The organism is Candidatus Dependentiae bacterium (assembly GCA_003511165.1).
Taxonomy (GTDB): Bacteria; Babelota; Babeliae; order Babelales; family UBA12411; genus UBA12411.
In genome coordinates this window covers 72234-87793 of sequence record DOJW01000009.1, presented here as the reverse complement: position 1 = coordinate 87793, position 15560 = coordinate 72234, and the positions used below count along the sequence as shown (strand labels likewise).

Here is a 15560-nt window from a genome sequence, read left to right as displayed (position 1 = left end):
GCTAATTACAAACTTTCTAAACTATTCACAGCTTTCTGTTTTGAAATCCAGTTCCAAATTTTAGATCTCAGAAAAGTAAGTTTATTAATTCTGTCCGCAGATCCTAAAATTATTTTTTCATCAATTGGAAATATCTTTGTAAGATGTAACTGTTTAATTTTCGAAGAAAGCCACACATACATTTCAATATTCTCAACTTCTAAATCAATATTTTTAAAGAATAAGCCCAAAGGAGTCGAATAATCATTTACAGCATTTATCGAAGTATATTTTGCTTGAATCTCAAATAAAAGTAATTCTATAAACTCTTTTTCGTTCATTGACGCTAATTCAAAAATATTTTTCTCACTTTTCCAAAAAGACCATAAATCAGTTTTTCCCAAAACCCATTCTGCTTTTTTCAATTTATATAAAACTAAAAGATATGAAGATAACAATGTCGCTCCTGTCGCAGCTACCCAAAATTTGAAACTTTTTAGGTTCCCCATGGCACCTTCAAATATGGATTTGGCTTGATCAATAGAAGTTTCCCCTTGCAGACTAGTTTGGAATAGATTTTCAAAATTTATTTTTTTATAATTGCCATTTTTTTGTAATTCCGAAACTAATGATGCATAAATATTGGGGTTGGCATTTTGACTTAGCGATATATAAAAAGTCATTGGAGGAAGATTATGAGAAACGTCTGCAAATATTTTTTCAAATTGCAGCATTAAAAACAAGAAAATAAAACTATACAGCAATTTTAAATTCATAAGTTTCCTTTTAACAAAAAATTGAATCATTTATTTAATAAAAAACAATAGAAACAAAATATATAAACAAACAAAATCATGTAAACAAAATTTTAAATTAACCATCTTTTCAAAAATAAAAAAGCATGTTATACCTACTTGGACCAAAATTAGAAAATTTGCGTAAAATAAAGGGGATTTTTAGGCAAAGGGACAAAATTTATGAATTCAAAAATATTTTCAGCAACAACTATTGGAATCGATGCGCATCTTGTTGATGTCGAAGTAGATCTTGCTTTTGGGATTTTAGGTTTCAATATCGTCGGACTTCCTGACAAGGCAATCAAAGAAAGCAAAGATCGAATAAAAGCTGCATTAAAAAATAGCGGCTTACGACTTCCTCAACGTTTAATAACAGTCAATCTTGCTCCCGCAGATATAAAAAAAGAAGGTGTTTTATTTGACCTTCCAATTGCTATAGCAATACTGCAAGCAAGTGAATTGATAAAACTTTCATCCGACTTTATAAATGAAACAATTTTTCTTGGCGAATTATCACTAGACGGCAGTATAAAAACTGTTCGAGGAGTTTTGCCAATTGCCTATAGCATAAATCAACACAATAAAAAACGAATAGTTCTACCTAAAGGTAATATCAAAGAAGCAAGTTTAATAAACGGTTTAGAAATAATAGGTGTTGATAATCTGGTAGATCTTGTTGCTTTTTTACGTGGCGAAAAAAATATAGAAAAAATCATAGGTAATTCAAACAATTTTAATATCAATAATAAAACAATCGATCTTGATTTCAATCAAGTAAAAGGTCAATGGCAGGCAAAAAGAGCTCTAGAAATAGCAGCTGCTGGTGGACACAACATTTTATTTGTAGGACCTCCAGGATCTGGTAAAACAATGCTCGCCAAAAGATTACCATCAATTTTACCGCCACTAACATTTGATGATGTTATAGAAACTACAAAAATTTATTCTGTCTGTGGAAAATTAAAAGAAAATTCTATTTTAGCCGCAAGACCATTTCGCGCGCCCCATCATACAATTTCTCAAGCAGGTTTAGTTGGCGGCGGGACAATGCCTCAACCAGGAGAAGTTAGTCTTGCCCACAATGGAGTTTTATTTTTAGATGAATTAACAGAATTTAAAAGACCAACACTTGAAGTGTTGCGCCAACCTCTAGAAAATAAAAAAGTTTTAATCTCCAGAGCAAATACGGCGGTCGAATACCCTTCATCATTTTTACTTGTCGTCGCTCTAAACCCATGTCCTTGTGGATATTTTGGCGATAAAACTAAAAATTGCACTTGTTCTTCGAAACAAATAGAACAATATTTGGGTAAACTATCCGGTCCTCTCTTGGACAGAATTGATTTACATGTTACTGTTCCAACAATCAAGTATGAAGATTTAAAATCTTCTGCTCTAAACGAAAAATCATCTCGCAATATTTACCTAGAAGTTGAAAAAGCTGTTACAATTCAAAATAAACGAACCCCTAATTTAAAAAACGCACATATGTCTTCAGATCAAGTTGAAAAATATTGCGTTTTACAAAAAGATGCAGAAGATATTTTGAAAAAAGCTTTTGAAGTTTTACACCTTAGCATGCGCGGCTACCATAAAGTTTTAAAAATCGCTCGCACCATTGCAGACCTTGATAATAAAGAATTGATAAACAAACAGCATATTCAAGAAGCAATAATTTATAGATCTTTTGATCAAATTTTCCAAAAAAACAATTTTTAAATCTTGCTTTTTATAGGTAGCAGCAAATCACCCCACTTTGTCATAGCTGTATTCAAATCAGCATTATATTGTTTATATTTTTCTATAAAAGCATCTTTACTTAACTTATCTTGTTTTTCTTCACAATAAGATTCATTCGATTTTACAAGATCGAGTGAAATAGCTGATAGTATTAAGGCATAATCAGAAATTGATGATATAGAACCTACAAGGGTTTTGGTTAATTCTAGGCTGCACCCAAGTAATTTAGATTTTGTAGTTTCGCTTGCATCCGGATTTAAATTATTTAAAGCTGCAAGCATAATTTTGATATTTTCCATTTTTGATAAAATCTTTTGCATCTCATCACTCAAAAGAAAAAAATCTAAAGAATCAAATGACTTTGTAATCTCATCAAAATAAGGAATTATGTATTTAATGATAATTAAAGAATCAAAGCCTTGCTGCTTTAAAAAAGTAGACTTCTTTTGAATCTGAGAAAATAAATCTTGCAATTGCAAAATCAAAGAATCTTTTGAATTCGAGATTAAATCAGAAAGTTCTGCAATAGAATCATCTAGTTCCATTTTTAGTTTAATAACGGCTTCTTCGCCCAAAGCTTCATCATAAAAAGGCTCTATCTTACAATTTTCTCTTTCAACTGCAAGCTTATTAAATTCTTCAGTCGGCATTAAAGCTGCGAAATAACCTATAAAACTTCTAAATTCCGCACAATTAACATTAAGACTAAAAACAATGCTACAAATTAATGCATATAAAAAGTGATTTTTCATAAAAACTCTCCTTCACTTCAAAATTTTGATTTTTTATTTTAATTAATTAAAAATAGTAAAGTAAATAAAATTGAAACTTAAACTACGTAAAATATTATTTTATAGTTTTTTACATTTTAAAAATAATTGATTCAAAATTAAGGATAAAAATGATTTTAGGAATAGGAACCGACATCGTAGAAAATAGTAGATTTTCAGAATGGAAAAGCTACTCGGATGAAAAGCTCTCCTCTATCTTTTCGCCAGAAGAAATAAATTTTCTAATGGCTAATCCAAATTTAAAAACTGAACAATACTTTGCATCTCGTTTTGCAGCCAAAGAAGCTTTTTTTAAATCTTTAAGTAACACTTTGATACACCTCAAGTTAAATTCAACAACATTTTCTTTTCAATTCGCAAGAAAACATGTCGAGGTAATACTAGAAACTTGGGATATTCCAACTTTAAAAATAGATTGGAAATCGTTTGAAGAAAAAATAGATAAAACAATTCCCCAAATAAAAACCGATTTATCAATCTCTCATGAAAAAAATTATTCCATTGCATTTGTCATTTTATCCCTATAATTTTTTATAAATTTTAAATAACTAAAAAATTAAAAGAAAATCATGTTCAAAAAAATTTTATTGTTTTTGTTACTAGCTTTTACCTTTTTAAATGCCTCAAAATATGAAGCTACCTTATGCCTATTAATCAAGGAAAATAAGATTCAAGAATTAAATTTTTTTTTCACAAATTCTCCTGAAGATTTTGATATAAACGAACCCTTAACAAACCATAGGCCCTATCTTCTTTATGCAGCATCGCTTGGAAATTTGGATATTTTAAAATTACTTTTAGATCATGAAGCAAATATTGAAGAAACTGACAAGCAAGGACATTATATTTTTGATGTCATGTTAAATGCAAAAATAAATAAATATAACTACATACGTATAGCAACTGAATATTTGGAAATATTTGAAATGACTTTTGAATTTTTACAAAACAAATATAAACATAACAGATCTAATCTTTTAAATATTTCATCAATTTTATTTGACAGAATTATTTCAAAAATAGAAAAAACATTTAACTTAAATAATCATTTTTTAGCTCTTCAATTTCATCGTATAAAAAAAGATCAAATAAAAATAAATCGCCTCTCATTAACGCCCACCATACAAATTTCTTTTTTAGAATTAATTGATGAACAATACATCAAAATATTAGAATTATTAACAACCATCTCAGCTAAAAGAAAAATATGAAAAAAAAGATTGGACACATTCTATCTGGATCGCTTATCGAAGGTTTGACAATGCGCCTCGAACCGGCATGTGCTATCGAAAACATAAAAACAGGAAAATTTATCTCAATACCTGGAGAAAATTATACGTTTTTTTCACTTATAACCAACCTGGAACTAAAAGTAACAAACCCCGATATTTTACTATTTCCACCATCTGAAAAAGAATCGCTTCTACTAGATCAACTAAAAAAAAGAGATATTTATGCCACGGTCCAACTAAGACCGATGCTTATGCTCGACAAAGCAAAAAATCGTATGCCTGTAAAAACTGTTCCTCCGCATTTTACGCCGGTTTATGAAGCAACGCAGCAAGATGTTTATGATATTTTTGGTGATGAACAAATAAGCAATAAATATTTCAACATAGGAACCCCACTTGATATGAACACACCAGTTTGTATAAATCTTGATCTTTTAGTCGAAAGAAGTAATGGAATTTTTGGTCGAACAGGAACAGGAAAAACTTTTTTCACCAGGCTTATACTTGCAGCTTTAATAAAAAATGAAAAAGCAGTTAATTTGATCTTTGATATGCATAGTGAATATGGACTTCAAGCAAGAAAAGAAGGAAGCGGCGAATCTTTTGTTAAAGGTTTAAAAACATTATTCCCTAATAAAGTTTCTATTTTCTCCCTAGATCCAACCTCAACTCGAAGACGTGGCGGAAATCCAGACGTCGAAGTTTTATTAAATTATCAAGATATCCGCGTTGATGATGTTATGTCTCTTCAGGATGAATTAAATCTGCACCCAACTGCTATCGAAGCTGCATATTTAATTTCAAGCAAATACAGAAATCAATGGCTTTCAGTCCTTTTATCAAAAGGTGATTGCTTAAAAGAATTTGCGGAAGAAATAGGAGCTCATGCCGAATCGCTCAGCGCTCTTTACAGAAAACTCCGCCGCCTTGAAAGTTTTCCTTTTTTAACAGAAAAAAAAGTTGATGAATCTGTTATCAATAAACTTTTAGAAAATTTAGACAGAGGAATAAACGTAATTTTAGAATTTGGCACTCATGCATCGATGCTTTGCTATCTACTCGTTTCAAACATTATTACGCGAAGAATTCATGAAGTTTATGTAAAAAAAACTGAAAAATTTCTCTCCTCTATGCAAAAAGAACATGAACCACAAAAACTTGTAATCACCATCGAAGAAGCTCATAAATTTTTAAATCCTCAAACCGCAAGACAAACTATTTTTGGTATCATTGCACGTGAAATGAGAAAATATTATGTTTCATTACTTATAGTCGATCAAAGACCTTCCGGAATTGACCAAGAAATAATGTCACAAATCGGCACCAAAATAGTTGCCCTACTCAGCGATGAAAAAGATATTCAATCAGTTCTTTGCGGAACTTCAAATTCTTCAGAATTACGAGGCGTCCTTGCAACTTTAGATACAAAAAAACAAGCGCTTCTAATGGGACATGCTGTACCAATGCCAATAGTTATAAAAACTCGTGAATATGATCAGGATTTATATAAAGTACTTACAACTTCAGTAAGTTTAATGGATATAAAAAAGACAATTGATGAAATATTTTAAATATTTAGTGATATTCGAAATTGACGATAACTTTTAAAGAATATATGCTATTTTTGCTTCTTTTTTAGAAGAATGATGAAATAAGTTTTAAAATTATAAAGAAGGATTTTAGATATGAAAAAACTAATTTTAGGTCTTGCAAGCTCAACACTTTTAACTTGCTCTTTCATCTGTGCAAATACAGGAATTTATGGATTTGATGTAGAAGCATCAGTTAGAAATAGCCAAGAAGCTCGCGATGTTGAAACTCAACTTGAAAAAAAGAAGGAAACAGCTCAAAAAGAACTCAAAGACAAAGCTCAAAAAATACAAGCACAAGGCAAAGCATTCGAAAGCCAAGCAAAAGCAAATTTATTAACACCTGAAGCATTTATTCAAAAACAAGCAGATCTTAACAGAGAAATGCGTCAACTAGACAGGCTTGGAACAGGAAAAGAAGAAGATCTTAAAGCAGAACACAACACAAAGCTTCAAATAATTTCTATGAAACATGAAGAAATTGCTCGATCATTATTTAGAGAAGCAAAAGGTAGCATTCTTTTAAATACGCGTTCCGATGCTGTACTTGATATAGCTCCTGAAATAGATTTAACTGCAAAAGTAACAGAAATGGCTGATAGTGAATACAGTGCAAAAAAAGCTAAAACTGCTAAACCTGCAACCCATTAAAAATAAAGCTTTATGAAAATTAATTTAACAATTAATGAGCTGTCAAATTTGATCGAGGGTACAACAACCCTCGATCCTAATTTTTTGATAGAAGAAATTAAATCGCTTGAAACAGCGTCCGAAAATGATTTATCTATTTTCTTAGATCATGAAGATGCTTCTGTTTTTGATCCACTGTCACTTGATTTGATAAAAAAAAGCAACGCAAAATTAATCATAGCAAGCAAGGCATGGACTCCAGAAAAAAGTTTCTTGATCGTTTCAGATCCTCTTGCAGCTTTTCAAAAATTAACAAATTTCATTGAACACAAAAATTGTTCTTGTGAAATTTCACCACTTGCAAGCATTCACAAAACAGCAAAAATTGCACAAAATGTCACTATCAAACAATTTGCAACTATAGAAGAAAACTGTTCTATCGGTGAAAATTCTATAATTCATAGTAATGTTTTTATCGGTAAAAATTGCCAAATAGGTACAAATGTTATTTTTTATCCTGGGGTAAAAGTTTTAGACCGATGCATTATCGGTAATAATACAATTATTCATAGTGGATCAGTTATAGGTTCTGATGGGTATAGCTATAAACCTAGAAAAAATGGTCTTTGGAAAGTTCCGCAAATCGGAATCGTGCGAATTGGAAATCATGTAGAAATTGGATCCAATTGTTGTATCGATAGAGCAGCATTTGATGAAACAATAATTTCTGATGGGGTAAAATTAGATAATCTTGTTCATATTGCACACAATGTAAAAATTGGAGCCCACACTGCAATCATTGCACAAACAGGAATAGCTGGCGGAGCAACTGTCGGAATGGGATGTCAAATCGGTGGACAGGTAGCAATAAAAGATCACATAAAAATTGGAAATGGCGTAAAAATTATTTCGAAAAGTGGAATTCTAAAAGATTTAAAAGATGGTGCAATCGTTGCCGGAATGCCCGCTATCGAATTTAATGAATGGAAACGATTAACAATTTCCTTATCAAAACTACCAAAAATGGTCAAATTAGCTAATGAGTTGCAATCTATCCTTGAAAAAGAAAAAACTACTAAAAAATCTTTTATTCGAAAATTTTTTAGATGGTTTTAAGGAGATAAATTGTGATTACAGAAATAGTGGCTTATGAAGAATGTAGCCTTCTTGCATCCTTCATAGCAAAATCATATTCGGCCAATTTAACATTATTAAAAAAAAGTCACTTCGAAGATGGCGAAACCAATTTAAATTTAAAAAAGTTTCCATCATTCAAAGATCAGCAAGTTTTGTTTGTTCACCAATTTTCTTATAAAAATGACCCTATAAATAATCAGATCCTGGATTTAATTTTTACATTAAACGCTATAAAAAAAACTGATACTTTTGAATTAAATTTATTAATACCTTACTTACCATATTCTCGCCAAGAAAAGGGGTTTTCAGACCAAGATTTAGGATTGCTTCAAACATTTTTAATGGTCATAAAATCAATCGGTGTAAATAAAATGTTTGTCTGTGATATTCATTCACCAATAACGCTAGAATTTTACAAAAATTTTATTTATGAAATAAAATTGGATGAACTTTGGATCGAATTTATTTCACAAAATTATTTAAATAAAAATGATTTAATTTTGGCATCCCCCGACGCAGGAGGAGTTAATCGGGTTGAAAGAATTGCTAAAAAATTAAATTTAAATTTTGTTCATGTAACAAAAAAAAGAATAGGTCCTGACCACCCTGTTGCCGTAAAACTGAATGGAACCGTCGAAAATAAAACCGTTGTTTTGATAGACGATATTATAGACACGGCACAGACGGCAATAAATGCATGTAATATTTTACTAAAACACAAAGCTCTAAAAATAATAGGCTGTTTTTCTCACGGAATTTTATCAAATAACGCTTTGGGATTAATCCAAAACAGTAACTTCGAAACATTTGTAACAACAAATTCTGTATTACCTGTATCAAGAGCGGAAAGTTCAAAATTTTTTATAACCTCGATTAATGATCTTTTAGTCAAACAATTAAAATCATTTTTCTAAAAAAATCTAAAAATAAGTGTAAATAAATATGTTAAAAAACAATGAAAAAATAAATATTAAAGCAATTATTGGTCTTGGAAATCCAGGATCACAATATTCTAAAAACCGGCACAATATCGGATTTAGAATTATCGAAAAACTGGCAGAAGAACTGGATGCCTCTTGGAAGCCTGCAGAAAATTTGGATTTTGCAGAAGTTCGATTAAATTCGCAAAATAATAATGAAGGTTTTTTATACTCTCCCAGCAAAAACGTTTATTTAATAAAACCGCAAACATTTATGAATAATTCTGGAAAAGTTTTATCTTTTTTACAAAAACGCGGAATAAATGCACAAGAAATTTTGGTAATCCATGATGAAATCGAAAAAAAATTAGGCAAAATCGGAATAAAATTTGATGGAAGCTCCAAAGGACACAATGGGTTAAAATCAATAATAAGTTCCATCGGTGGTGATTTTTGGAGATTTTATTTTGGAGTTGATAGACCTACCGACAAGGATGAAGTTCCCAAATATGTGCTTTCAAATTTTTCTCCTATTGAAGAAATTGAAGTCACAAAATTAATCAGTAACTCAACAAAAATGATAAAAGATTTTTTACTAGAAAATATTTGACGATACAGCTATTTTGGGGCATTTTTAATTGTAACTTGTAATAAAAATATTGTTTAAATTTTTATAAAAAAATGGTGAGAAAATCATGAAAGTTTCTATCTCTTGGATTTTTGATCATATCAATTCTGATTGGAAAAAAAATGATATCAAAAAATTGATTGAACAATTCAATCAAAAAACGGCAGAAATAGAAAACTTTCATCACCTGTCAATTGATTTATCAGATTTAGAAGCCGCTACTATAAAGTCTATCGATAATCAAAAAGTTACCCTCCTTGCTGCTAATTTAAAAAAAGAAATCTCAATCAATCTCAACAAATTCAGTCCATGCCATAATACATCAAACCATCAAAACTGCTTTTTCCTTATTAATTTAAAAACAAATGATTTTGCAACATTCAAAGATTTATCTGCAGAGCGCGATGGTTACCTTCCTGCTTTCGATGCAACGGATAAAGAAATAATAAAAAATTGGAAAAAAGAAATAGAAACAGAAGATATAATTTTAGAAGTGGATAATAAATCAATAACTCACCGTCCAGACATGTGGGGACATAGAGGATTCGCACGAGAAATCGCAGCATTTTTAGATTTAGAATTTATCCATGACGAAAATAAGCTTTTAGAAAAACATAAAATCGAACAATTCGACGATCACGCTCATAGCACAATATCTATCGAAAACAAAGCAACAAAAGCTTGCAATAGACTTTCAGGACTTCATATAAAACAGATCGAAAACAAACCTTCCAATTTATTTTTGGCAAGTCGTTTACTAAAAGTTGGAACAAAACCAATTAATTCAATAATCGACTTAACCAATTATGTAATGCTTGACTGGTCACAACCTATGCATGCTTTTGATAGTTCTAAAATATTAGGCAAAAAAATTATAATTCGCATGGCAAAAAATGGCGAAACTCTAAAATTGCTCGATGAAAATAAATTAACATTAACAAGTGAAGATCTTGTTATCGCAAACAGTGAAAAAGCAATGGCTCTTGCTGGCGTTATGGGCGGAGAATATGCCTCAATTTGTAAAGAAACAAATTCTATATTTTTAGAATCAGCCCACTTTGAAGCAGCCACAATTCGTAAAACTGCAGTTCGACATAAAATAAGAACTGATAGCTCTGCAAGATTTGAAAAAACTTTAGATCCTAATCAAATAACTGCAGCAACTTTAAGATTTTTAAAATTAGCAAAACAGATAAATTTAAAATATGAAGCAACCGATCCTGTGATTGTCGTTGGTAAACCTTTAGAAAAGAAAATTATTTCCCTATCTCATCAATATTTAGAAGACAAATCTGGATTTAGCATCAGCAAAGAGTTGGTAATTAAAAACTTAGAAAAAATAGGTTTTAAAATAGAAATCAAAAATGATTTATATCAAATTGAAGTTCCATCATTTAGAGCTGCCAAAGATATAAAAGAAAAAGAAGATATTTTAGAAGAAGTTGTTCGCTTTTATGGTTTCGAAAAAATTACACCTACCCAACCTATCTTTTTTAGAAACAAATACGATTTAACACCACTTCTAAAACTACGAAAAATCAAAAACTATTTATCTAGCAGCGCAAACATGATCGAACAACAAAACTATGCAATGTTTGATGAAGAGTTCTTATCACAAATCAAATTTAACCCATCAGAAAAAGTAAAAACGGTAGAAGTTTTAAATCCCGTTTCTGAAAATAACAAACGACTAGTTACCACGCTGATACCACATCTACTAAAAAACATAAAAGAAAATATTTTAATAGAAAACAAACTTTATTTTTTCGAATTTGGTAGAACGTGGAAAATAGATAATCAAAATGCTCCAATAGAACAAAAAAAACTTGCTGGAATATTCTTTCACAAAAAAGAACCGGTCGACTTCTACGAATTCAAATATCAACTTAGCAAAATGTTTGAAATTTTAGGCTTAACAGTTTCATGGCAAAAATCATCTCAAAATATTTTTGCCCTAAATCCAAACATAACAGCAGAAATCCATTATGAAAATAAAGTAATCGGATTTGCAGGAATGGCTGATAAGATGGTTTTAGCCAATTTAGAAACAATTCCACAAAGTGAAGCGTTTATTTTTGAAATCGACGGTGACTTTTTATTAACAACTCAATCTAAAGAAATAAAATATTCGCCCCTTTCAAAATTTCAAGAATCATCTTTCGACTTAAGTTTTATAGTTCCAGTTACCATATCTGCAGGTGAAATTGAAAAATCCTTAAAAGAAATAGATCCTCTAGTCACTGATGTAAAACTTATCGATTTCTTTGAAAAATCAGATTGGCTGGATAAAAAAGCGCTTGCTTTTAGAATACTACTAAACAGTTCCGAAAAAACTTTAGAAAAAGAAGAAATTGAAGCGGTGCGACAAAAAGCCATTAAATTAATGGAACAAAAAGGATTAAACTTACGCTAAAAGGAAACTGATGAAAAAAAAGTTTTTTTTATATTTGTCTTTATTTACTTCCGTTTTTTTAATAGACCAAATTTCCAAACTTTGGGCGATTAAAAATCTTATTAACAATTCAATAAACATATTCCCCGGATTAAACTTAAGTCTAATTTTTAATCGCGGAATAGTTTTTGGAACTTTTAATTCAAATTCAACAGTCCTATTTTTAATCGTTTCTTCAATCATAATTTTGATATCAATATTTTTTGCAACCTACCTATTTTGGAGATATAAAAAAAACTTTGATATAACTCCTGAAATTTTAGTATTAGCAGGAGCTCTTTCAAATATTTTAGATCGATTTGTTCACCATGGAGTTATAGATTTTATAGATACATACGTAAAGACATACCACTGGCCAACATTTAACCTCGCTGATACATTTATATTTGTTGGATTATTTATAATCTTTGCACGAGAGCTAAAAGAAGGATTTAAAAATGAGTCTTAAAAATATTTGCTATAAAATAGCAACCCTAAACTACATGGGTGAACATTTTGGTAGCGGCATTTTAGCCTCTTTACTTGGAATTCCGATAATTTTAGTGGGCAGATTAATCAATCATTTTTCTGAAAACTTTTTCTATTTTTCAACCGTCATATTCTTTTTCTTTATTTTTATAATTTTAGAAAAAGCTAGCGAAATATTAGGCGAAAAACACATCTCTGTTTTAATCGTTTTAAAAACAATAAGTATTATAATCGCTTTCGCAGGATTTCCTTTTGCACTTGCTAATTGGAAACTAATAATTCTTGGATTTTTAATATACTTTTTATTAATACTTTTCCAGCCAATAATTTTATTAATCGATATTTTCAAAAAAATAGAAGAACTGCCAAAAGCATCTGGACACTTTTTGATTAGCATTATCTTTGGCGGTTTCATTAACATAATTTTATCTATAATTTTGGCTTGCAATGCCGGTTAACAAATGCTCAAAAACTTTTTACAAAACTTTAATATCTTAAATGTTTTTTATCCCAAATTTTGCGCTGAATGCAATGTACCAATATTGCATGATTCTATTTTTTGCAGCGAATGCAAAAAATCTGTCCAATACGTAACCTCTATAAATCTTAAAATTACAGAAAAACATTCACTCCGCGTTCTTGCGGCTGCTGCTTATAACCCTCCAGTAAAGAAATTAGTTTTAAAAAAACATTATGATGATGTTATAGCAAGCAAACAACTTGCAAAACTTATCTTAGAATTCAGCACTGTAAAAAATTTTGAATTTGATTTTATCGTACCTGTCCCTCTCCACTGGACGCGATTTTCCAAAAGAGGATTTAATCAATCACAATTAATCGCAAAAGAGTTAAGCCGGAATTTAAAAATTCCAATGCTTAAGCTTTTGAAACGCAAAAAGAAAACATTTTTCCAATCAACACTTTCAGGCGACCGAAAAGAAGAGAACGTCAAAAATGCATTCACGATTAAAAATTTCTTTTTTAAAAATCCAAATGAATTGATAAAAGATAAAAAGATACTGCTTGTAGATGATCTTTGCACTAGTGGTTCGACACTTAAAAGCGCCGCGAAAGTTATCTTGCCTCTTAAACCTGAAAACGTTATGGCTATCGTTGCTTGCCGAGCATGCTGAAACTAGTCTCAACTTTTCCAGATAAAACAATTTTCTTGTTTTTTAAATCTATAAAAGTTTCTTTTGATTTCAACTGAAAATTAGAATGATTCAGCGTTACATCAGATTTGCTGGAAATAATATGTTTATCAAATTTATAGCTAAATGTTTCACCCAAAAGTGATATACCATTGAAGCTACCATTAATATTTCCCTGCATAAAAATATCTTTAGTCTTGGAGTTAATCACAGTTTTATCAGAATTTAAAAAAGCTGCTTGATCATCTTTTGTAAGCAAATTGCATGCAACGCTTTTGCAAACGATCTCATTTTGATTTTTATAAAATTGCGCACTCTTAGAATTTATCTGCCACCCTTTTAAAGATTGTGGATTTAACTCTTTTAGAGAAATATCTTTAGCTGTTACAACAACCTCATTAACTTCTTGCTGTTTATTTTGAATAATTTCATTACTTTTATTTATTGATCTGTATTTCACAAAAGCAAAAATTAATAAAATAAAAACAGGTAAAAAGATAATATATTTTTTCATTTTTAAATTAGCTCTCTAAAATATCTTCGATTAAATTTTGTGCAAAATGCTTTTTCTGTACAAACAAAACAAGGTCCAAAAGCAATCTAAAAGCACCGCTTCCACCTTCTTTTGGAATTATCAAATCTGCATGAGGTCTAATGTAAAACATCACATTTGAAGGTGAAATAAAAAGCGAAACACCATCTTTGGCACTTATATCTGGTACATCATCGCCAAAATATAAAGTTTCTTCTTTGGACACATTTTGTTCTTCTTGTATTTTTTTTACCATTTCAAGTTTATTAAGCTCATATCCCAAATAAATAAGATCTTGTGGAATTCCAAGATTTTTAGCACGAAGCTCAACCGATTTTCCATTTTTCCCAGACAATAATGCAATTTTCAAAAGATTATTTGTTGAAGCTCTTTTAGTAGCAAGACCATCTGAAACATTGTAACATTTAACCTCTTCGCCTCTTGCAAGCATATAAATTTTGTTATCGGTCAAACATCCGTCAACATCGGTAATAACCAATTTGATTTTCTTTAACCTTTCAACAAATTGCTGATTTTTAAGAATTTCTTTGAACCAAATCAAATCTCGATTTTCCATAAAATCCTACTAAAGTCTTTTAAATTTTTATTTAACCTATTTGTTAAGAGTAGAGTAAAAAAGTCAAAAAAAAAAGACACGGCCAAAAACCGTGTCTTTTTCAATAAATTTAACAATTATTCTGTATCAACTGATTTGCAAATTTTTATTACAAGAATATATTTGGCACCCAAAATAATAAAAGAAATCACAAATAAAAAAATAGCAGCAATCGGTATCAAACTAAAAGCAAGCATTTTAACCAGATCTTTACCAGAAGGAACTAATAATGATCCTAAAGTAAATAAAATTGTTCCTAAAAAAATTAAACAAAATAAAAATACAAAGACAAAACTTAAAATGCCTAAGAATTTAATCAAATTCTTTTTAAAAGCAATGCAGCCTCTGACTAAAGATTTTTTATAAGGAAAAGAATAATTTGCAATAAAATTTAGTGCAAAAAAATTTATTATTAAAAAAAATAATACCGTTATGATTAAAGTAAAAAGCAAAAACCTCGGAAAAATAACACTTGTATTTTGCATTAAAATATGCAATCCCGCACTGCTAAGGATTACAAGTATCATAATTAACATTAACTTCCAAAATTCTTTATTTTTACACAATTTTATAGTCAATTCAAAAACGTCCAACGTAGAAAAGTTCTTTTCCCCATCATCTAACTTTTTGGAAAAAATCAACTCTGCAACAAAATAAACAATACAAATAAGTAATATAATTCCTGATAAGATAAATTCTATTTTTTCAATATCAATCACAAATGATAAAACTTTAAAAAACAAGAAAAAAATTGCAACCACCACCAAAAAAGCAAAAATTAAAGCCATATTAAAAGTTGTTACTTTTTTCCAATTTTTAAGACTCATTTCAAGACTTTGACTTGCAAGTTTAAAACCTTGTTTTAACTCTGAATAAATATAATAAAACATAATAAAAA

17 protein-coding genes are annotated in these 15560 nt (G+C 29.8%); 12 read left to right on the top strand and 5 right to left on the bottom strand.

Translation table 11 applies throughout. The features are described from left to right. Nucleotides 1–5: 5 nt before the first annotated feature. Complete coding sequence (locus tag DEA20_05105; GenBank protein HBS48546.1) at nt 6–755, bottom strand: hypothetical protein; 750 nt, start codon at nt 753–755, stop codon at nt 6–8. 201 nt (nt 756–956) lie between these two features. On the opposite strand from DEA20_05105, the gene DEA20_05100 reads away from it, so the two are divergent. Further along, nucleotides 957–2495, top strand: coding sequence for a magnesium chelatase (locus DEA20_05100; GenBank protein ID HBS48545.1), 1539 nt, complete (start codon nt 957–959; stop codon nt 2493–2495). Here the strand turns inward: DEA20_05100 and DEA20_05095 are convergent. Next, the gene (locus tag DEA20_05095) at nt 2492–3268 is read right to left on the bottom strand and encodes a hypothetical protein (protein HBS48544.1); all 777 of its coding nucleotides are present in this window, start codon (nt 3266–3268) and stop codon (nt 2492–2494) included. The two genes, DEA20_05100 and DEA20_05095, sit on opposite strands and share 4 nt — an antisense overlap. Nucleotides 3269–3417: 149 nt before the next feature. On the opposite strand from DEA20_05095, the gene DEA20_05090 reads away from it, so the two are divergent. From DEA20_05090 to DEA20_05040, 11 genes are all read left to right on the top strand, one after another. Further along, the gene (locus DEA20_05090) at nt 3418–3834 is read left to right on the top strand and encodes a hypothetical protein (GenBank protein HBS48543.1); all 417 of its coding nucleotides are present in this window, start codon (nt 3418–3420) and stop codon (nt 3832–3834) included. 42 nt (nt 3835–3876) lie between these two features. Next, entirely contained in the window at nt 3877–4518 is a 642-nt protein-coding gene (locus tag DEA20_05085) for a hypothetical protein (protein ID HBS48542.1), read from the top strand. Next, nucleotides 4515–6110, top strand: coding sequence for an ATPase (locus tag DEA20_05080; protein ID HBS48541.1), 1596 nt, complete (start codon nt 4515–4517; stop codon nt 6108–6110). The genes DEA20_05085 and DEA20_05080 overlap by 4 nt, the downstream gene beginning before the upstream one ends. A 114-nt stretch (nt 6111–6224) precedes the next feature. Next, nucleotides 6225–6779 carry a hypothetical protein gene (locus tag DEA20_05075; protein ID HBS48540.1) on the top strand — a complete coding sequence of 185 codons (555 nt, stop codon included), beginning with the start codon at nt 6225–6227 and terminating at the stop codon, nt 6777–6779. A gap of 12 nt (nt 6780–6791) precedes the next feature. Then, the gene (gene lpxD / locus DEA20_05070) at nt 6792–7874 is read left to right on the top strand and encodes a UDP-3-O-(3-hydroxymyristoyl)glucosamine N-acyltransferase (protein ID HBS48539.1); all 1083 of its coding nucleotides are present in this window, start codon (nt 6792–6794) and stop codon (nt 7872–7874) included. An 8-nt stretch (nt 7875–7882) separates the two neighbouring features. Continuing rightward, complete coding sequence (locus DEA20_05065) at nt 7883–8809, top strand: hypothetical protein (protein HBS48538.1); 927 nt, start codon at nt 7883–7885, stop codon at nt 8807–8809. A 28-nt stretch (nt 8810–8837) separates the two neighbouring features. Beyond that, nucleotides 8838–9425 carry an aminoacyl-tRNA hydrolase gene (locus DEA20_05060; protein HBS48537.1) on the top strand — a complete coding sequence of 196 codons (588 nt, stop codon included), beginning with the start codon at nt 8838–8840 and terminating at the stop codon, nt 9423–9425. Nucleotides 9426–9510: 85 nt separating this feature from the next. Continuing rightward, entirely contained in the window at nt 9511–11856 is a 2346-nt protein-coding gene (gene pheT, locus DEA20_05055) for a phenylalanine--tRNA ligase subunit beta (GenBank protein HBS48536.1), read from the top strand. A 10-nt stretch (nt 11857–11866) separates the two neighbouring features. Next, on the top strand, nt 11867–12343 hold the full coding sequence (gene lspA / locus DEA20_05050; protein ID HBS48535.1) for a signal peptidase II: 477 nt from the start codon (nt 11867–11869) through the stop codon (nt 12341–12343). Continuing rightward, complete coding sequence (locus DEA20_05045) at nt 12333–12821, top strand: hypothetical protein (protein ID HBS48534.1); 489 nt, start codon at nt 12333–12335, stop codon at nt 12819–12821. Before lspA ends, DEA20_05045 begins: the two co-directional genes overlap by 11 nt. Nucleotides 12822–12824: 3 nt before the next feature. After that, on the top strand, nt 12825–13496 hold the full coding sequence (locus tag DEA20_05040; protein HBS48533.1) for a hypothetical protein: 672 nt from the start codon (nt 12825–12827) through the stop codon (nt 13494–13496). Here the strand turns inward: DEA20_05040 and lptC are convergent. The 3 genes from lptC to DEA20_05025 form a co-directional block, all read right to left on the bottom strand. Next, complete coding sequence (gene lptC, locus DEA20_05035) at nt 13471–14028, bottom strand: LPS export ABC transporter periplasmic protein LptC (protein HBS48532.1); 558 nt, start codon at nt 14026–14028, stop codon at nt 13471–13473. The genes DEA20_05040 and lptC overlap by 26 nt on opposite strands. Nucleotides 14029–14035: 7 nt before the next feature. After that, nucleotides 14036–14623: a 3-deoxy-D-manno-octulosonate 8-phosphate phosphatase gene (locus DEA20_05030; GenBank protein HBS48531.1), complete on the bottom strand. Its 588-nt coding sequence runs from the start codon at nt 14621–14623 to the stop codon at nt 14036–14038. A gap of 116 nt (nt 14624–14739) precedes the next feature. Beyond that, complete coding sequence (locus DEA20_05025) at nt 14740–15552, bottom strand: hypothetical protein (protein ID HBS48530.1); 813 nt, start codon at nt 15550–15552, stop codon at nt 14740–14742. Nucleotides 15553–15560 lie beyond the last annotated feature (8 nt).